Below are 17,493 nucleotides of genomic sequence, written 5' to 3'. Positions count from 1 at the left end.
TCCGGCCGGCGTCAGGACTGCTGGCGGAACAGCTGCTGCACGCCATCGGACGTGCGGTTGGCCACGTTCGAGGTCAGCTGCGACTGGAACAGGAACTGGTGGCACTGCATCGTCATCTCGAGCATCTGCCCCGGCGTCATCTCGGTGGCGCTGGCCGACATGGCCCGCGACAGCGACTCGATGTTCTTGGCGGTGCCGTTGAGGCTGTCGAAGGCGTCGACCATCATCTTCGCGCTCGCGGACTCGCCCGCGGGTGCGGCGGGTGCGGCGGCATCGGCGCTGGCCGTCTTCGATGGCGCGCCGGTGCGTTCGAGCGCCTGGGCGAATTCGCGAACATCCACCGCGGCGGCCTGTGGCTGCAGCGCCGGTGCCGCGGCGGGATTGGCGGCCGCGTCGAGTGCGGCGACCTGGATAGCATCGATCATGTGATTCGCTCCCTGCTGCCGGCGCCATGAAGGCGCCACCGGATCCGGCGCGGCGACCTGCGGCCGCGCGCGCCACGATCCACCGACCGCCCGCTGCTTACTGCTTGCGTGCGACCGCGTTCAACGACTCGGCCACGCTGTTCTGCGAGGTCGCGGCGTTGTTGGACATGAACTGCATCTTGAGGCTGGCGGCGGTCAGGGCCACCATCTGCGAGGGCTGGTCGGACCCGGCACCGATCTGGTCGGACAGCTGGGTGATCTCCGAGGCCTGGGAATCGAGCGTCTGGCCCCAGGCGCGCGACATGGCTTCGTACCAGCTGCTGCCGCCGCTCGCGCCTCCGCCACTGCGGACGCCGTTGGTCCCGGGACCGTTGTTGAACGTGGCCGCGCCGATGTACTGGTTGATGAGGTTGCCGTCGGTTGGAATCGTCATCGCAGTGCTCCTTGTGCGTGCGGAGGAACCGGACCGGATGGATCAAGGCGGATGGGCCCGGGACTGTCTCGCCTGAACTCTAACGGATAAATGTTGCCGCGAACCGTGACCTAGGGTTTACCGCAGGCGATGTTCACGGCGTGTCGGAATCGAGCGCGCCTGCGCTCAGGCCTGCACCGGTTTCAGGTTGCTGAACGCGCCGCACGGGACCGGCATTCGCGGCGCCCGGCTGCGCGCCACCCGCCGGTGGCGCGGAGGCAGCGGCGTCGGGCGCGTCCTCGACCGGCGGCGGTGCGGGCGACGGCTTGAGCTTGGCGAGCGCGCCATCGGGGCGCAGCACGTGCGCATGGGCGCCGATCGAGATCAGTTCGCCCCAGCCCGGAATCGCGTCGCCCACCTGGTAGCGCTCGCCGTCCGCGGTCTCGACATACGGGGCGTCGCCGCGCACCACCGATACGATGTGGGCCTGGGTCTGCGGGATCGCGCCGGCATCGGCAGAGGCGTCGGCGACGGCCTCGTCGAGGTCCACCGGTTCGACCATGTTGACGCCGGTTTCGACCATGGCGCGCGAACGGATGAATTCGCGTACGGCCTCTCCATCGCCGCCCAGCCGGCCGGTGACGCGCACGTTGTTGTCGCCCAAGTATTCGGCCTCGACGCTGTAGCCGCCGGTGCGCATCACCTCGGCCACGTCGACGGCCAGATCCTGTCCGCTGCGCAGTGCGACGCTGGCGGGCAGCGCCTCGCTGGCGATGCGCGCGTCCAGGCGGTCCGCAGTGGCGCCGTCGTCCACCGTCCCCGACAGCACGGCACGGCCGTTGACGTCGCGGGTGATGCTCACATCGCTGACGCGGTGCTCGCGCGCCAGCTCGCGCAGGCGGTGTTCGACATCGACCGGCGGCGGCGCCGCGGGCATCCAGGCGGCGAAGATCGCAAGGCCGGCCAGCGCCAGCACCGCGACCCCCGCGATCATCGGCAGGCGGCTGGTGAACGCCGGGCGCCGCCGTGGCTGGGGTTCGACCCCGAAGTCCGGGGCCAGCGCCACCCATTCGGGGGCGTCGGCACGACCGAACGCGATCGCGGCCTCGCCGATGCCGATGCGTTGGACCTGTGACACCTCCACCGGATCGCCGGGGTGCAGGGTGCGACCGGGCAGTTCGAGCGGTGCGTCGAGCGCGCGCAGGTGGAAGCGGCCGTCGACCACGTTCACCAGCGCGTGGTGCGCGGCCACGCCGGCATCGGCCAACACCACGTCGCAATCGTCGCCGCTGCCGACGAGCACCATCTCGCGCCGCGACAGCGGGCGGCTGGCGCCGGCGTGCAGTCCGGCGACGATGCGCAGCAGCGCGGCGTTCTGGTCAGGCGCGGCCTGGTCGTGGTGCGGGTCTGTGTCGGGGGAACTGGACATCGGGATTGGCTCCTGCGGGCGGGGGACCCCACGGGATGGATGGTTCGGGCGGTGGCGCGGTCGGGTCAGGCATTGATCTGTCCGGCCTGCACGATCCGCAGGTCCGGCGCGAGTTCCTGGTAGGAGAGCACCGGCAGGTCGAAGAAGTCCACCTCCAGCAGCTTGCGCAGATGGCGGCGCACGTCGAGCGAGCACAGCAGCACCGGGCGCACGCCCGGAGCCTGGCGGCCCAGGTGTGCGCGTACTTCCGCACCCAGGCGCGCGGCCAGCTCCGGCGAGATCGCCAGCTGGCTCGCGCCGCCGGCCACGCGCACCGACTGGCGCAGCTTGTCCTCGAGTTCGGGATGGATCAGCAGCACGTGCAGCTGGCGATCGCCATCGGACCAGCGCTCGGCGATCTCGCGCTTGAGCGCCACGCGCACGTATTCGGTCAGCAGCACCACGTCCTTCTCGCGGCTGCCCACGTCGGTGATCGCCTCGAAGGCGTCGCGCAGGTTGCGGATCGGCACGCCCTCCTCGGCCAGGCGGCGCAGCACGTCGGCCACGCGCTGCGGCGCGACCACGCGCAGCATCTCCTTGACCAGGTCCGGGTAGTCGCGCTGCATCTTGCCGAACAGGTTCGAGGTCTCCTGGATCCCGAGGAAACTGCCGAGCCGGCGCCGCAGGGCGGCGTCGACATGCATCACCAGCACATCCAGCGGCGACAGCGCGCCCTCGGCCGCGGGGCCGTCGCGCCACTGGCCCGACAGCGGCGGGAACCAGCCCGGCTGCGGCGCAACGCCCGGAGTCTGCGGCTCGAACGCGCCCTCGCGCGGCAGGCGCCCGGATGCGACGCGCGCACCGTGCGCACTGAGGCGGAACTCGCCCTCGGTCAGCGCCGGCGACACCCGCACCACCGGGGTCGGCAGCGGCACCCCGAACTCGTCGCGCACCTGGCGCGTCGCGGAGGAGACGCGTGCGCGCACGGGCTCCTGGCCGATCACGGCCGCCAATGCGGGAGACAGTTCCACCAGCAGCGGAGGCGGCGGCGCGAAGTCGTCGGTCTCCACCGGCACCTGCGAGGCCGCGACCTCCTCGTCGCTGACCTTGAACAGCTTGCGCAGGGTCTCGAACTGCAGCCGGTAGCGCCACGCGCTGAAGCCGAGCAGGCCCAGCCCCAGCACCAGGAACACCGGCCACGGAAAGCCCGGCACCAGCGTCATCAGCATCGCCAGCAGGCCGGTGATCAGGGCCACCCGCGGCTGCGCGCCGACCTGGCGGCTGATGGCGTCGCCCAGGTGCCGGTCCTCGACCTCGCCGGCGGTGCGCGTCACCACCAGGCCCGCGGCCATGGTCGCCAGGATGGCGGGGATCTGCGACACCAGCCCGTCGCCGATGGTGAGGATGCTGTAGGTGTGGGTGGCCTGCGCCAGCGACATGTCCTTCTGCAGCACGCCGATGGCCAGGCCGCCGAGCAGGTTCACCAGGATGATCACGATGCCGCAGATGGCGTCGCCCTTGACGAACTTCATCGCGCCGTCGAGCGAGCCGTGCAGCTGGCTCTCGGTCTCCAGCAGGCGGCGCTTGCGGCGCGCCTCGTCCTTGTCGATCAGCCCCGAGCGCAGGTCCGAATCGATCGACAGCTGCTTGCCCGGCATGGCGTCGAGGGTGAAGCGCGCGGCGACCTCCGCCACGCGCTCGGCACCCTTGGCGATCACGATGAACTGGACCACGGTGATGATCAGGAACACCACCAGGCCGACCACCAGGTTGTTGCCCGCGACCAGGGTGCCGAAGGTCTCGACGATGTGGCCGCCCTCGGCATGCAGCAGGATCGACTTGGTGATCGCGATCGAGATCGCCAGCCGGAACAGGGTGGTCAGCAGCAGGACGCTCGGGAAACTGGAGAACGCGACCGGGTTGGGGATGTAGATGCCGAGCAGCAGCAGGCCGAAGCCGATCGAGATGTTGATCGCGACCAGGGTGTCGAGCGCCACCATCGGCAATGGCAGGATCATCACGCTGATGATCAGCACCGCGCCGAAGGCCAGGATCACGTCGCTGTAGCCGCCGCGCTTGCGCGGCGCGGTTCCCTCGGGGGCGGCGAGCAGTGAGGTCAGCCAGCTGCGTACGTTCGTCGTCATCCGTGGCCCTTGGGGAATCGATGCTCGGGGGAATCGATGCGGGAACCGGCCGCGATTCCTGCGCCCGACCTCGCGCTATGCGTCAGCGACACGGGGCGACCATATCCCGCCCCGATGTTATATGTCCGTCAACGGGATGTTTCGTTCATCTGTCACGCAATGTCTACGCAAAGACAAGACGCGCATCACGATCGTTTAACCTTGAACCGCTGTAATAAGCCCGGCATCCCACGCACAGGTCCGGTGTCCTGCCGCATGATGGTGTCGAGCGCGACGGGACCGAGGTCGTCGTCGTCCAGCGTGGAAACCAGGGTCACCGCGTTCGCGCTCACGCCGACGGCGAAGGCACGACCGGCGCGCGAGCGCAGCACCACGATGCGTTCGCGGGGACCCACCGGCAGTACCTGCACGACGGACAGCGGCGCGTCCGGGCCGGCCAGGCCGAAGCGCCGTCGCAACATGCGGAGCAGCACCAGCAGGAAGACGATGATGAACGCAAGCGGCAGCAGGATCGCGAGCAGCTCCCCGACATACGACCCGCCGTCGCCGGTGGCGGCGACCGGCGTCGCCATGGCGTGCGGCGGCAGGCTCGCAAGCAGCGTGAGCGGAAGCAGGCGGGGGCTCGGCGTCATCGTCGGACTTCTTCGCGCGGAGACGCCGGGCGTGGCCGGCATCGGGGCCGCATACCCTAGCAGGCCGCCGCGGCACGCGCGCGTCGACGGCCCAGCGCGCGATCGCGGCGGCAGGAGACCGGCCGCGTGAGTCCGCGTGCCGCGCGCCCCGGCCCATCCGCAGGCGCGGCGCCGGCCGGACTCGACGCGATCCTCGACGCGATCCCCTTTGCCTGCGCGGCGTTCGCACGCCCGGGTGGCGCCCTGGTCGCGGGCAACCGCGGATTCGACGAGGCGTTCGCCGCCCTGCCCGGCCATCGCGACCGGCAGCAGCTGGCCAGCGCGCTGGGCGTGGCCCCGGCCGCCGACGGCGCCGAGGCACGCGCCCCGCACAGCGGCCACTGGTACGCCCTGCACTGGCGGCCGCTCTTGCTGGACGGCCGGACGCTCGACCTGCTGACCGCGGTCGACATCAGCGCCCGGCTCGAGGCGCTGGACACGCACAAGCACCAGCAGGAGAAGCTGCTGTTCACCTCGCGGCTGATGTCGGTGGGCGAGATGGCCGCGACGCTGGCGCACGAGCTCAACCAGCCGCTGGCGGCGATCGTGAACTACCTCAACGGCAGCCTGCGCCTGGTCGGGCAGGCCGGCGGACCGGCGCAGGTGGAGCGGGCGCTGGTCGCCGCGCGCACCCAGGCCGAGCACGCCAGCGCGATCATCTCGCGCGTGCGCGAATTCGTGCGCGCGCGCGAACCGCGGCGCGATGCGCAGGACGTGGCCGTGATCGCGCACACCGTGCTCGAACTGCTGCGGCTTGAGGCCGAGCGCCAGCAGTTGCGCATCGACCTGGCCCTGTCGGCGTCGCTGCCGGCGGTCTACGCCGACCGGGTGATGGTGGAACAGGTGCTGCTGAACCTTGTGAAGAACGCGATCGAGGCGATGCGCGAGGTCCCGGCGGCGCAGCGCGAGCTGCGGATCGAAGGCCGCGTCAATCTGGACGACGAGATCGAGGTGCGGGTGCTCGACCGCGGCGGCGGGCTCGGCCCGGCCGAGAGCGAGCAGCTGTTCTCGCCCTTCTTCACCACCAAGTCCGACGGCCTGGGCATCGGCCTGGCCATCTGCCGCTCGATCATCGAATACCATGAAGGCCGATTGTTCTTCGAACCCAGGACCGGCGGCGGCAGCGTATTCGCGTTCACGCTGCCGCGCGCGGAAGGGAGGCTCTAGGGAATGGCATCCGCGCGCATCTACCTGGTCGACGACAACGACGCCTTCCGCGAGTCCACCGCGTGGCTGCTGGAGACGGCGGGCTTCGAGCCGCGGCCGTTCCCGTCGGGCGCCGCGTTCCTGGCCGCCTACGAGGCCGACCGCCACGGCGCGCGCGACGAATGCCTGGTGTCGGACATCCGCATGCCGCAGATGAGCGGACTGCAGCTGCAGGACGAGATGCTCCGGCGCGGGATCCGCCTGCCGCTGGTGTTCGTGACCGCGCACGGCGACGTGCCGCTGGCGGTGGAGGCGATGCGCAAGGGTGCGTCGAACTTCCTCGAAAAGCCCTTTACCGACGACGGCCTGCTGCACGCCATCCAGGCCGCGTTCGCCAGCCGCCGGCTGCCGGCGCAGATGCGCAACGAGGCGCTGGAAAAGCTGAGCCCGCGCGAGCGCCAGGTGCTCGACCTGGTGGTGGCGAGCAAGCCGAACAAGATCATCGCCGACATCCTCGGCATCAGCATCAAGACCGTCGAACTGCACCGCGCGAACATGATGTCCAAACTGGGCGTGCGCTCGCTGCCCGAACTGATGAAGGTGGCACTCGGCCATGGCTGACCGTTCCGGCAAGACGACCCGCAAGACCCCCGCCCGCAGCGCGCCGCAGGCGCCTGGGCAGCCGGATCCGCGCCAGGTGCGCGCCGTCGCCGACCGGCTGCCGACGCTCTCGCCGGCGCAGGCCGCCGCGCTGCGCGGCCTGTTCGCCGCGCCGCAGACCTGGACCCTGCCGGGCAACGGCGTGCTCCAGTTCATGCCGGGCCGGCCGGCCTCGCCCGCGCAGGCGTTCGAACTCGACGCAGAGGGCACGCGCATCGGCCTGGGCCTGCAGGCCCCGGCGCCCGACGCCCCGGTGCACTGGAACGACTACAGCGGCCGCTCGCGCGTGCTGGCATGGAGCCTCGCGCACGAGGCGCCGCTGGTGCGGCTGAGCGACGCCTTCGGTGTGGTGCTCACGCCGCAGGTGGATGCGGTCGCCGACGCCGGCCACACCGACGAGGCGCTGTGGCTGGATTTCATCGTCGACGAGGACCCGGCGGACGATGGCGCCTCGCGCATGCCCGCGCTGCAGGGCGCGCTGCGCGTGCCGCCGGCCTGGACCGACCGCCTGCTCGAACGTGCCGACCCACCCTACGACGACCCCACGCCACTGCCGGCGCGCTGGCGCGAGCTGGGCACCACGGTCGCCGTGCTGTGGCGCATCGCGCCGCTGCCCTGGGCCGAATGGTCGCGGCTGCGTCCGGGCGACGTGCTCGTCGCCGGCCGCCAGAGCCGTCCGCCGCGGGCGCAGGCCTGCGCCGCCGGGCTGGCCTGGCCGATCACCCCCGAATCCGGCGGCTGGCGCATCGACGGCCCGCCCGCTCCCCTACCCAGCGCTGTGCAGGAGGCTTCCCCCATGAGCGACACCCCCCAGGACGACGGCAATGCGTCGACCGCATCCGGCACCGATGCAGACGCGCTCGCGCGCCGGCTGCCGGTCGACATCGCCTTCGAGCTCGGACGCAGCGAATTGCGCATCGGCGAGCTGTCGGCCCTGCAGCCGGGTTACGTGTTCCCGCTGGCCGCGCCGGTGGAAGGCATGAACGTGACCATCCGCGCCAACGGCCAGCCGGTCGGCCAGGGTGAACTGGTGGCGGTCGGCGACACGCTCGGCGTGCGCCTGCTGTCGTGGACCTGAGCGGCGACCGCCGCCCCTTGCGCCACGCCCGCGCACCGGAGCCTGCATGGACCTGAGCAGCTATTCCCCCGCCCTCGTACTGGTCGTCATCGTCGCGCTGGCGCTCGCGCCCTTCGTCGCGGTGATGGTGACCTCGTTCACCAAGATCGTGGTCGTGCTGAGCCTGCTGCGCAATGCGCTCGGGCTGCAGCAGGTGCCCCCAAACGTCGTCATCAACGGGCTGGCGATCGTGCTGTCGATCTACGTGATGTATCCGGTGATCCTGCAGACCTACGAGGCGGTGACCGCCCACCAGCAGGGCCGGCCGGTCCCCGCGGAGGTACAGGCGCAGGTGGACCGGCGCGAGCGCGAGCAGGCCGCGCGCATGCGGGCGCAGGCCGAGCGCGCCGCGCAGCGCGCGCAGCCATCCGGCGCGCCCGGGGCGCCGGCCGCGCCGGCCGGACCTCTGGCGCAGGACGCGGAACCGCCGCCGGCGAGCCCGGCCGCGGCCGACGCGCTGCAGGCCGAATCCGAGGCCGAAACCGCGCGCGCGGCGTCCGAACCCGGCCCGCTGTTCCGCAACGTCACCACGGACGCATCTGCGGCGGGCGCCGCCGACGGGGCGCAGGCCGAGATCGTGGTCCCGGCGCCGGCGCAGTCGACGCCCGCGGTCGCCGCCGGCACCGACGGCGCACGCCTGCTGGCGATGTTCGAGGCCGGCAAGGAGCCGCTGCGCACCTTCCTGATCCAGCATTCGAACGACGCCGAACGCGGCTTCTTCCTGCGCAGTGCGCGCAGCCTGCTGCCGGAATCGCGCCGCAACGACCTGAGCGTGGACGACTTCATCGTGGTGGTGCCGGCGTTCACCGTGAGCGAGCTCACCGCCGCGTTCCAGATCGGTTTCCTGATCTTCCTGCCGTTCCTGATCATCGACCTGGTGGTGGCCAACATCCTGCTGGCGCTGGGCATGATGATGATGTCGCCCACCACGGTGTCGCTGCCGTTCAAGCTGCTGCTGTTCGTACTGATCGACGGCTGGGCCAAGCTGGTGCACGGGCTCGTGCTCACCTACACGCCCGGGGGCTGACATGGGCGAGACGCTCGAACTCACCCGCCAGGCGCTGTGGCTGGTGCTGATGCTCTCCGGGCCGCCGATCGCGGCCGCGGCGATCGTCGGCCTGGTGGTCGCGTTCCTGCAGGCCGCGACCCAGATCCAGGAGCAGACCTTCGCCTATGCGCTGAAGTTCGTCGCGATCGTGCTGGCGCTGTTCGTCACCGGGGCGATGATCGGCGGCACGCTGTACACCTATTCGAACCGGATCTTCATCGAGTTCCCGTCGCTGATCCGCCGCTGATGGAGATCTTCTCGTCCGCGGAAACCGCGCTGCTGGCGCTGGGACTGACACTGCCGCGGATCGTCGGCGCCTTCATCATGCTGCCGCTGATCAGCCCGCAGAACATGCCGGCGATGGTGCGCAACAGCTTCCTGGTCAGCCTGGCGATCGTGGCCCTGCCGATCGTGGTGACCACCGCACCGCCGGGCACGATGAGCACGCTCTCCTGGCCGGCGCTGGTGGTCAAGGAACTCTTCATCGGCATCGCGATCGGCTTCTGCTTCGGCATCGTGTTCTGGGCGATCGCCGCGGCGGGCAACGTCATCGACACCCAGGTGGGCATGTCGATGGCGGTGGTGTTCGATCCGATCCAGGGCCACCAGACCTCGCTGCACAGCGAGTTCCTGTCGCATTTCGCGGCCTGGGTGTTCATGGCCAGCGGCGCGTTCCTGATCTTCCTCGACCTGCTGCTGTCGAGCTACGCGATCTGGCCGCCGACCTCGTTCTTCCCGAACCTGCCGGCCTCGGGCATGAACCTGTTCGTCGGCCACTTCAGCTACTTCATGACCACGATGCTGGTGCTGGCCGCGCCGGTGATGGTGATCCTGCTGATCGTCGACCTGTCGTTCGGACTGGTGAACCGCTATGCCCCCCAGCTCAACGTGTTCGCGCTGACCCTGCCGCTCAAGGCCTGGGCGGCGACCGGCATCATCCTGCTGCTGCTGGGCGTGTACGTCGAAGTGCTGGTGCGGCGGCTGGGCGACAGCGAAGGACTGGTCGAGATGCTGAGGCGCACGTTCGGCGGATAGCCACCCGACGGAAGACGCATCGGCGCGGCCGACGCGTGACATTCGCGATTGCGACGGCGTTGCGCTGCCGGACGACGCCCCCCGCGCAGAACGCGCGCCGGGCGCCCCGCTACGCCGCTTCGGGCCGCTCCACGGCGTCAGGGTGCCGGTACGCATCCGCGCGCAACAGGATCTCCGGCGGCGCGGTCTCCTCGGGCGTGGCGAACACCCCGGTCCGCCGCAGCCAGGCGCCCGGCGCGCGCGCCGAGGTCAGCGCCACCACCGGGATCGACAGCACCAGACCCGCGATCACCGGCGACATCCACGCCGCCAAGCCGGGCGACACCAGGTAGGCGACCACGCCGGCGCCGATGCCGAACAGGGTCAGCCCGCCGTAGCGCGCGACCAGCGCCGACAGCGGCAGGCTGCCGTCGTCGCGCCGCTGCGCGTCCCAGCCCGAATCCTTGCCCGCCAGCACTTCCGCGACGCCGCGCGACTGCAGGTACATGGTGACGGGCGCCATCAGCGCGGCGAGCACGGTTTCCATCAGTGCGCCGGCGAGCAGGCGCAGCGTGCCGCCGCAGGCGCGCCGGGCGGCGCGGTCGAGCAGCGTGGCCAGCAGCCCCAGCAGTTTGGGGGCGAACAGCAGGCCCATGGTCAGCGCGAACACCCACAGGAAACGCTCGGGATCGGATTCGCGCCAGTAGGCCAGCGGCGAGTAGCGCCCGCCGCCGTCGGCTTCGGCGTTCGCGGCCTCGAGCGGGATCGCCAGGCCGACCAGCATCAGCATCGCCCACATCGGCGCCGTGAAGTAGTGGCCGATGCCGATCATCAGGTGGGTGCGGCTGATCCAGTGCAGGCCGCGGGCGGGCAGCACCATCGCGTGCTGCAGGTTGCCCTGGCACCAGCGGCGGTCGCGCACCAGCATGTCGGTCAGCGACGGCGGCCCTTCCTCGTAGCTGCCGTCCAGCCCGGGCTCCATGTGCAGCGCCCAGCCGCCGCGGCGCATCAGGGCGGCTTCCACGAAATCGTGGCTCAGCACCGTGCCGCCGAACGGCTCGTGTCCCCGCAGCTCGGGAAGCCCCGCGCATTCGGCGAACGCGCGGGTGCGGATCATCGCGTTGTGGCCCCAGTAGTTGCTCTCCGCGCCGTGCCACCACGCCACGCCGTGCGCGATCACCGGGCCGTACACGCGTCCGGAAAACTGCTGCATGCGCGCGAAGATGGTGCTGCCGTTGACGACCACCGGCAGGGTCTGGACCAGGGCCACGTCGGCGTTGCGCTCCATCGCGCCGGCGAGGCGGACGATGGTCGCACCGCTCATCAGGCTGTCGGCGTCGAGGATCAGCATGTGCGCGTAGGCGCCGCCGAAGCGGCGCACCCAGCCGGCGATGTTGCCGGCCTTGCGCTCGCGGTTGTCGTCGCGGCGGCGGTAGTACACGTCGACCCGGCCGTCGAGCTGGGCGCGCAGGGCGTGGAAGGCCTGTAGCTCGGCCGCGGCGATGTCGGCCTTGCGCGTGTCGCTGAGGATGAAGCAGTCGAACCGCTCGCCCTGCCCCGTGGCCACCACCGAATCGAGGATCGCCCGCACGCCGGCGAAGGTCCGCTGCGGATCCTCGTTGTACACCGGCACCAGCAGCGCGGTCCGGGTGGCCAGCACCGGCAGCGCACCCTCCGACGACAGCCCGAGCCGCAACGGACGCCGCGCGACCACGCGCGCGAACCCCGCGAGCGCGCCCATGAACGACATCGCGATCCACGCGAACAGCAGCACGAACAGCACCAGCAGCACGCCCTCCAGCACCCGCACCTCGCCGCTGCGCATCAGCCACCACATCTGGTAGGCGGCGAGCAGGGTCAGCACCGCGGTGCCGCCGAAGACGAACAGCCGGCGCCAGCCGATCGCCGGCGGCGTGCTGGGCAGGCGCCGGTTGGCGAGCCGGCCGGCGTCCAGCGCCTGCACCGGCATCTCCAGCGGCGTATCGGGCGGCAGCCAGGGGGATGCCGGCGCCGCCACTGGCGGGACGGTGCCCGCCACACCGGTGTGGTTCACGCCGGCCATCGCGACAGCCAGGTTTCCGACAGCGGCGCGCCGCCGGCGTCGAGCAGCCGCGCCCGCAGTTCGACCACGCCCGCCGTGCCCGGCAGCAGCTCGAAGCTCATGCGCCAGCGGCCGTTCGCCGCCAGCCGGTAGGCGACCGGGTTGCGCAGTTCGCCGGCCGAGGCGCTGGCCTCGACCCGCACCTGCGCATCCGCCGGCAGCGACGCCAGCGCGTCGCCCTCGAGGTCGATCACGAACTGGCGCGGCCGCACGCCGTCGCCATCGCCCTCGCCGATGCGCGTCGCCGCCACCCGCGCCAGCTGCGGCAGCCAGGCATGGTCGCGGCACCAGTGCAGGCGGTAGCCGAAACGGTGTTCGCGGCCCGCCGCCAGCGCGTCGCGCGGACGCCAGAACGCGACGATGTTGTCGGCGAACTCGTTGCCGGTCGGCAGTTCCACCAGGTGCACCTCGCCCGCGCCCCAGTCGCCCAGCGGTTCGACCCAGGCACTGGGCCGCTTCTCGTACGAGGCCTCGGCGTCCTGGAACTCCGCGAAGTCGCGCTTGCGCTGCATCAGGCCCCAGCCGCGCGGATCCGTGTCCTGGAAACCGCTGTGGTCGACCTGCGCCGGATTGCGCAGCGGACGCCAGGCCTGCTCGCCCTGGCCGTTGAACAGCGCCAGGCCGTCGGAGTCGTGCACCGCGGGGCGGAAGTCGTCGACCCCGACGCGGTCGCCGGCATCGAACTCGAACATGCTGGTCAGCGGCGCGATGCCCGCGTTGCGCAGCGCCACCCGCGGGTACAGGCGCGCGTCGACCTCCATCACCGTCTCCTCGCCCGTGGGCCGCACGACGATGCGGTAGGCGCCGGCCACGCTCGGCCCGTCGAGCAGCGCGTGTACGACGGCATGGTCCGCCCCCGGCGCCGGGCGCTCGAGCCAGAACGCGCGGAACAGCGGGAACTCCTCCGGTCCCGGATCGCCGCTGCCCAGCGCCAGCCCGCGCGCCGACAGGCCGTAGACCAGGCCGCGCGCGACCGCGCGGAAATAGCTGGCGCCGAGGAACACGCACAGTTCGTCGAAGTACTCGGTACTGTTGACCGGCGCATGCAGCCGGAAGCCGGCGTGTCCGAGCTGCGGATCGTCCGGAGGCGGCAACTGCGGGCCGAAGTCGAAGCGCTCGCGGCGATAGGGCAGCGGCACCGCGCGCCCATCCTCGACCACGTGCAGGTCGACCCGGTCCTTGAAGATGAAGCCGCGGTGGAACAGCTGCGCCTGGAACGGTGCGCCCGTGTCGCGCCACAGCGCATGGTCGCCGCGGAAGCGGTAGTCGCGGAACTGGTCGTAGTCGATCGCGTCCAGCGCCGCCGGCAGCGTGCGCGACGGCGGCACGTAGGCGCGCGCGGCGAGCGTGCGCGCCAGCGCGGGGACGGTGTCGTCGTCGAACGGCGTGGGTGCGTCGCCCGTGGCCGCGCGCACGGCCTCGAGGCCGGGCAGCGCGAACATCAACGGCATGGACGCGCCGGCCGCGATCAGGTCTCGGCGTCGCAAGGCAACCTCGGGTGGCAGGAGAAGGTGGGAAAAGCGGCGCCCATTAGACGGGCGGCCGCTTAACCGCACGTCAAGGCGGCGTCAGGATAGCGCGGCCGCCATTCCCGAGTGACGCAGCAGCGCGTCGATCCGCGGCGCGCGGCCGCGGAAGGCGAGGAAGTTCTCCGCCGCCGGCCGGCTGCCCCCGCGCGCCAGCACCTCGCGCAGGAAGCGCGCACCGGTCTGCGCCACCTGGTCGGGTGCTTCCTCGAACGCGGCATAGGCATCGGCGCTCAGCACCTCGGCCCACTTGTAGCTGTAGTACCCGGCCGCATACCCGCCGGCGAAGACATGGGTGAACTGGTGCTGGAACCGGTTCCAGGCAGGCGGCAGGTTGACCGCCACCTCGGCGCGCACCCGGTCGAGCAGCGCCTGTACCGGCTCGCGCTGGCCGTCGTCGCCGTGCTGGTGAAGCGCCATGTCGAACAGGGCGAACTCCAGCTGGCGCACGGTGACCATGCCGCTCTGGAAGTGCTTCGCCGCCACCATCGCGTCGAACAGGGCGCGCGGCAGCGGCTCACCGGTCTCCACGTGCGCGGTCATCGCCTCCGCCCGCGGCCACTCCCAGCAGAAGTTCTCCATGAACTGGCTCGGCAGCTCCACCGCGTCCCATTCCACGCCGTCGATCCCGGCCACGCCCGGCTCGCCGACGCGCGTGAGCAGCTGGTGCAGGCCGTGGCCCATCTCGTGGAACAGCGTGGTGACGTCGCCATGGGTGAAGGTGGCCGGCCGCCCGTCGACGCCCTTGCCGAAGTTGCACACCAGATGCACCACCGGCGTCTGCACCCGGCCGCCGCGATCGCGCCGGTTGCGGCAATCGTCCATCCAGGCGCCGCCGCGCTTGCCCTCGCGCGCATACAGGTCGAGGTAGAACTGGCCAACCAGCGCGCCCCCGCCGTCGACGATCCGGTAGAAGCGCACGTCCTCATGCCACACCGGGGCCTGGTCGGCTTCGACCCGCAGCCCGTAGAGATCGTGGATCAGGCCGAACAGGCCGTCCAGCACCTTCGGCTCGGTGAAGTACCGCTTCACTTCCTGGGTGGAGAAGCTGTAGCGCGCCTGCCGCAGCTTGTCGCTGGCGTAGCCCACGTCCCAGGCCTCGAGCGCATCGATGCCCAGCGATTCCTTCGCGAACGCCTCCAGCTCGGCGCGGTCCTGCTGCGCGTGCGGTTTCGCGCGCGCGGCCAGGTCGCGCAGGAAGGCGAGCACCTCGTCGGGCGTGTCGGCCATCTTGGTGGCCAGCGAATAATCCGCGTAGCCGGGGAAGCCCAGCAGCGCGGCGAGCTCGGCGCGCAACGCGAGGATGCGGTCGATCAGCGCGCTGTTGTCGAGCGCGGGGTCGTCACCGAGTTCGGACGCGCGTACCGCGCTGGCGCGGTAGAGCGTGGCGCGCAGCTCGCGGTCGTCGGCGTAGGCCTGCACCGGCAGGTACACCGGCGCCTGCAGCCCCAGCTTCCAGCCGTGCCGGCCATCGCGCTCGGCAGCCGTGCGGCAGGCGGCGACGACATCGGACGGCAGGCCGGCCAGGCGCGATTCGTCCTCGACGTACAGCGCCCAGGCATCGGTGGCATCGAGCACGTTCTGCGAATACTTCGCCGCCAGCGCCGAGAGTTCCTCGCGGATCGCGGCATGGCGCGCCTTGTCCGCCTCCGCGAGCTCGGCGCCGCCGAGGCGGAAGTCGCGCAGCGCGTTCTCCACCACCTTGCGCCGGGCGGCGTCGTAGCCGCCGAACTCCGCCGAATCGGCCAGCCGCCGGTACTGGGCGAACAGGGCCTGGTTCTGGCCCAGCGCGCTCCAGAAGCGCGTGACCGCCGGCAGGGTCTCGTTGTAGGCCGCGCGCAGCGCGGGCGTGCTGGCGACCGCCTCCAGGTGTGCCACCTGCGCCCAGGCGCGCCCGAGCCGGCTGGTGGCCTCGTCCAGCGGCAGCACGAAGCCGTCCCAGGACACCGGCGCGACCGCTTCAGCCTCGCGCACCGCCTTTTCCGCGGACTCCAGCAACTGCGCGATCGCCGGCGCGACGTGGTCGGGGCGGATCGCGTCGAAGCGCGGCAGTCCGGAGAAGTCGAGCAGCGGGTTGTCGGTCATCGGTGCGGGATCACGGGGGCGGAGCGACTGAGGTGGGTGCATCCGGCAGTGGATCAAGCCCGCCGGACCGGCGCGACCACCCACGGTCCGCCGCGCCGCCCTCCCCGGCGGCGCGGCGGACACTCCCCCGACTCACTCGGCGCCAGCCTGCGGCACGAACAGCAGGTCGTGGTAGTCGTAGCTGAAGTCCGCCAGCGGCGAGACCGCCTTCATCGTGATCCGCGCCACCCCGCCGTCGGCATCGAGCGCGAAGGTGACGAAGGCCGGCTCGATCGACGCGTCGTCCCAGTCCGCGCGGAAGGTGTCGTACTGCCAGTGGGTCAGCGTGCCGGTCATGCCGGGCGTGCGGGTGAAGTCGATCCGCAGGTCGCGGCCGCGGGCGGCGATCGTCATCGGGCCGTACCAGGCGTCGGCATAGCGGCCGGCGTAGCCAGCAGGCGGCAGCGACGGGCGCGAGGAGGCGTTGCGCTTCGCATCGCCCGCGGACTCCAGCGCGGCCAGGCCGCCCTGCAGCCGCGCCTGGTTCCATTCGCCGAACGCGGCCACCCAGTCCTTGTGTTCGAAGCCCAGGTAGTGGTCCAGCAGTTCCTGGCCCAGGCCGCGGATCACGTCGACGTCCTCGGCATTGATCTGCAGCGCGATGCCGAGGTTGCGCTCGGGCACCAGCACCACGAACGCGAGCACGCCGAACACCGCGCCACCGTGCTGCACGGTGCGCACGCCGCGGTAGTCCTGCACGTTCCAGCCCAGTGCGTAGCTGGAGAACTGCGGGGTGAGCGCGTCGATCGGCGCCGGGTACCGGCGCACCGGCACCGGCACCTGCGGCGTCCACATCTCGCGCGCGGTCGCCTCGCTCCACAGCCGCTCCTCGCCATCCGGGCGCGCGCCGAGCGCGAGCTGCACCTGCAGCCAGTGGGCGAAATCGTTCGCGCTCCACGACAGCCCGCCCGCCGGCGCGCCGACCTGGCCCAGCCCCTCGCGCTCGGGCAGCACCTGCTGCTCGCCCAGTCCGCGCAGCTGCGGGTGCAGCCGCGCATGCGGCTGCGCGCGGTTGGGATTGGCGAAGCGGTCGTCCTCGTGGCTGGTGGCGGTTTCCATGTCCAGCGGCGCGAAGATGCGCTGTTCGACGAACGACTCCCACGACTGTCCGCTCACCGCCGCCACCAGTTCGCCGGCGACGATGTACAGGATGTTGTCGTAGGCGTAGCCGCTGCGGAAGCTGGTGGCCGGTTCGATGTGGCGCAGCGCGCGCACGATGTCCGCGCGGCTGCGCGAGGTGCGCGGGATGAACAGCAGGTCGCCGGCGCCCAGCCCCAGCCCGCTGCGATGCACCAGCAGGTCGCGCACGGTCATCTCGCGCGTGACCCAGGCATCGTGCATGCGGAACTCGGGGAGGTGGTCGATCACCCGGTCGTCCCAGCCGAGCTTGCCGTCGTCGACCAGGATCGCGAGCGCGGCCGCGGTCACCGCCTTGCCGGTGGAACCGGTGGGGAAGATGGTGTCGGCGTCGACCCGCTCGCTGCCGCCCAGCCGACGCACGCCGTAGCCCCTGGCGTGCACGATGCGGCCGTCCTCGACGATCGCGATCGCCATGCCGGGCACGTCGCGCCCGCGCATCGCGGCCTCGACCCGGGCATCGAACCCGTCGGGCGGCGCGGCGGACGCGGATACGGCGAGGTTCGCCAGCGTCAGTGCCAGCAGGCAGGTGGCCAGTACGTGGATGCGCATCTTCATCT

General features: G+C 71.5%; 15 protein-coding genes. 6 read left to right on the top strand and 9 right to left on the bottom strand.

The annotated features are described in order from the left end of the window. Positions 1-11 precede the first annotated feature (11 nt). From QFW81_RS11085 to QFW81_RS11065, 5 genes are all read right to left on the bottom strand, one after another. Positions 12-425, bottom strand: a complete 414-nt coding sequence (locus QFW81_RS11085; protein WP_280578843.1) for a hypothetical protein — start codon at positions 423-425, stop codon at positions 12-14. Between the two features lie 97 nt (positions 426-522). Further along, positions 523-858, bottom strand: coding sequence for a hypothetical protein (locus QFW81_RS11080; RefSeq protein ID WP_280578842.1), 336 nt, complete (start codon positions 856-858; stop codon positions 523-525). 133 nt (positions 859-991) lie between these two features. Continuing rightward, entirely contained in the window at positions 992-2,266 is a 1,275-nt protein-coding gene (locus tag QFW81_RS11075) for an FHA domain-containing protein (protein WP_280578841.1), read from the bottom strand. A gap of 65 nt (positions 2,267-2,331) precedes the next feature. Further along, entirely contained in the window at positions 2,332-4,389 is a 2,058-nt protein-coding gene (locus tag QFW81_RS11070; RefSeq protein ID WP_280578840.1) for an FHIPEP family type III secretion protein, read from the bottom strand. A gap of 185 nt (positions 4,390-4,574) precedes the next feature. Next, positions 4,575-5,063: a flagellar biosynthetic protein FliO gene (locus QFW81_RS11065; RefSeq protein ID WP_280578839.1), complete on the bottom strand. Its 489-nt coding sequence runs from the start codon at positions 5,061-5,063 to the stop codon at positions 4,575-4,577. Positions 5,064-5,147: 84 nt separating this feature from the next. On the opposite strand from QFW81_RS11065, the gene QFW81_RS11060 reads away from it, so the two are divergent. Genes QFW81_RS11060 through sctT form a run of 6 tightly spaced genes read left to right on the top strand, consistent with a single transcriptional unit; the run spans position 5,148 to position 10,066 of the window. Continuing rightward, positions 5,148-6,227: a sensor histidine kinase gene (locus QFW81_RS11060; RefSeq protein ID WP_280578838.1), complete on the top strand. Its 1,080-nt coding sequence runs from the start codon at positions 5,148-5,150 to the stop codon at positions 6,225-6,227. Between the two features lie 3 nt (positions 6,228-6,230). Beyond that, positions 6,231-6,827, top strand: a complete 597-nt coding sequence (locus QFW81_RS11055; RefSeq protein WP_280578837.1) for a response regulator transcription factor — start codon at positions 6,231-6,233, stop codon at positions 6,825-6,827. Further along, positions 6,820-7,944, top strand: coding sequence for a type III secretion system cytoplasmic ring protein SctQ (gene sctQ / locus QFW81_RS11050; protein WP_280578836.1), 1,125 nt, complete (start codon positions 6,820-6,822; stop codon positions 7,942-7,944). The genes QFW81_RS11055 and sctQ overlap by 8 nt, the downstream gene beginning before the upstream one ends. A 46-nt stretch (positions 7,945-7,990) precedes the next feature. Further along, positions 7,991-9,010, top strand: a complete 1,020-nt coding sequence (locus QFW81_RS11045) for an EscR/YscR/HrcR family type III secretion system export apparatus protein (RefSeq protein ID WP_280578835.1) — start codon at positions 7,991-7,993, stop codon at positions 9,008-9,010. Between the two features lies 1 nt (position 9,011). Then, positions 9,012-9,278: a type III secretion system export apparatus subunit SctS gene (gene sctS, locus QFW81_RS11040; protein ID WP_280578834.1), complete on the top strand. Its 267-nt coding sequence runs from the start codon at positions 9,012-9,014 to the stop codon at positions 9,276-9,278. Continuing rightward, positions 9,278-10,066, top strand: coding sequence for a type III secretion system export apparatus subunit SctT (gene sctT / locus QFW81_RS11035; protein WP_280578833.1), 789 nt, complete (start codon positions 9,278-9,280; stop codon positions 10,064-10,066). Before sctS ends, sctT begins: the two co-directional genes overlap by 1 nt. Positions 10,067-10,175: 109 nt before the next feature. On the opposite strand, the gene mdoH is transcribed toward sctT, so the two are convergent. From mdoH to QFW81_RS11015, 4 genes are all read right to left on the bottom strand, one after another. Then, the gene (gene mdoH / locus QFW81_RS11030; RefSeq protein ID WP_425604024.1) at positions 10,176-12,107 is read right to left on the bottom strand and encodes a glucans biosynthesis glucosyltransferase MdoH; all 1,932 of its coding nucleotides are present in this window, start codon (positions 12,105-12,107) and stop codon (positions 10,176-10,178) included. Then, positions 12,095-13,597 (bottom strand): OpgD/OpgG family glucan biosynthesis protein, encoded by a 1,503-nt coding sequence (locus QFW81_RS11025; protein WP_280578831.1) that lies wholly within the window; start codon positions 13,595-13,597, stop codon positions 12,095-12,097. Before QFW81_RS11025 ends, mdoH begins: the two co-directional genes overlap by 13 nt. Before the next feature lie 117 nt (positions 13,598-13,714). Further along, on the bottom strand, positions 13,715-15,757 hold the full coding sequence (locus QFW81_RS11020) for a M3 family metallopeptidase (protein WP_280578830.1): 2,043 nt from the start codon (positions 15,755-15,757) through the stop codon (positions 13,715-13,717). Between the two features lie 132 nt (positions 15,758-15,889). Then, complete coding sequence (locus tag QFW81_RS11015) at positions 15,890-17,485, bottom strand: serine hydrolase (protein ID WP_280578829.1); 1,596 nt, start codon at positions 17,483-17,485, stop codon at positions 15,890-15,892. Positions 17,486-17,493: the final 8 nt, after the last annotated feature.

The organism is Luteimonas kalidii, assembly GCF_029887935.1.
Lineage (GTDB): Bacteria > Pseudomonadota > Gammaproteobacteria > Xanthomonadales > Xanthomonadaceae > Luteimonas > Luteimonas kalidii.
Note: the sequence above shows the minus strand (reverse complement) of the source record. Positions and strands in the feature narration are given on the sequence as shown.

What these genes read in the sequence shown, in the direction of transcription:
- QFW81_RS11085 (WP_280578843.1), bottom strand. Translation starts at nt 425, where the DNA reads ATGATCGATGCTATCCAGGTCGCCGCACTCGACGCGGCCGCCAATCCC.
- QFW81_RS11080 (WP_280578842.1), bottom strand. Translation starts at nt 858, where the DNA reads ATGACGATTCCAACCGACGGCAACCTCATCAACCAGTACATCGGCGCG.
- QFW81_RS11075 (WP_280578841.1), bottom strand. Translation starts at nt 2,266, where the DNA reads ATGTCCAGTTCCCCCGACACAGACCCGCACCACGACCAGGCCGCGCCT.
- QFW81_RS11070 (WP_280578840.1), bottom strand. Translation starts at nt 4,389, where the DNA reads ATGACGACGAACGTACGCAGCTGGCTGACCTCACTGCTCGCCGCCCCC.
- QFW81_RS11065 (WP_280578839.1), bottom strand. Translation starts at nt 5,063, where the DNA reads ATGCCGGCCACGCCCGGCGTCTCCGCGCGAAGAAGTCCGACGATGACG.
- QFW81_RS11055 (WP_280578837.1), top strand. Translation starts at nt 6,231, where the DNA reads ATGGCATCCGCGCGCATCTACCTGGTCGACGACAACGACGCCTTCCGC.
- sctQ (WP_280578836.1), top strand. Translation starts at nt 6,820, where the DNA reads ATGGCTGACCGTTCCGGCAAGACGACCCGCAAGACCCCCGCCCGCAGC.
- QFW81_RS11045 (WP_280578835.1), top strand. Translation starts at nt 7,991, where the DNA reads ATGGACCTGAGCAGCTATTCCCCCGCCCTCGTACTGGTCGTCATCGTC.
- sctS (WP_280578834.1), top strand. Translation starts at nt 9,012, where the DNA reads ATGGGCGAGACGCTCGAACTCACCCGCCAGGCGCTGTGGCTGGTGCTG.
- sctT (WP_280578833.1), top strand. Translation starts at nt 9,278, where the DNA reads ATGGAGATCTTCTCGTCCGCGGAAACCGCGCTGCTGGCGCTGGGACTG.
- mdoH (WP_425604024.1), bottom strand. Translation starts at nt 12,107, where the DNA reads ATGGCCGGCGTGAACCACACCGGTGTGGCGGGCACCGTCCCGCCAGTG.
- QFW81_RS11025 (WP_280578831.1), bottom strand. Translation starts at nt 13,597, where the DNA reads ATGCCGTTGATGTTCGCGCTGCCCGGCCTCGAGGCCGTGCGCGCGGCC.
- QFW81_RS11020 (WP_280578830.1), bottom strand. Translation starts at nt 15,757, where the DNA reads ATGACCGACAACCCGCTGCTCGACTTCTCCGGACTGCCGCGCTTCGAC.
- QFW81_RS11015 (WP_280578829.1), bottom strand. Translation starts at nt 17,485, where the DNA reads ATGCGCATCCACGTACTGGCCACCTGCCTGCTGGCACTGACGCTGGCG.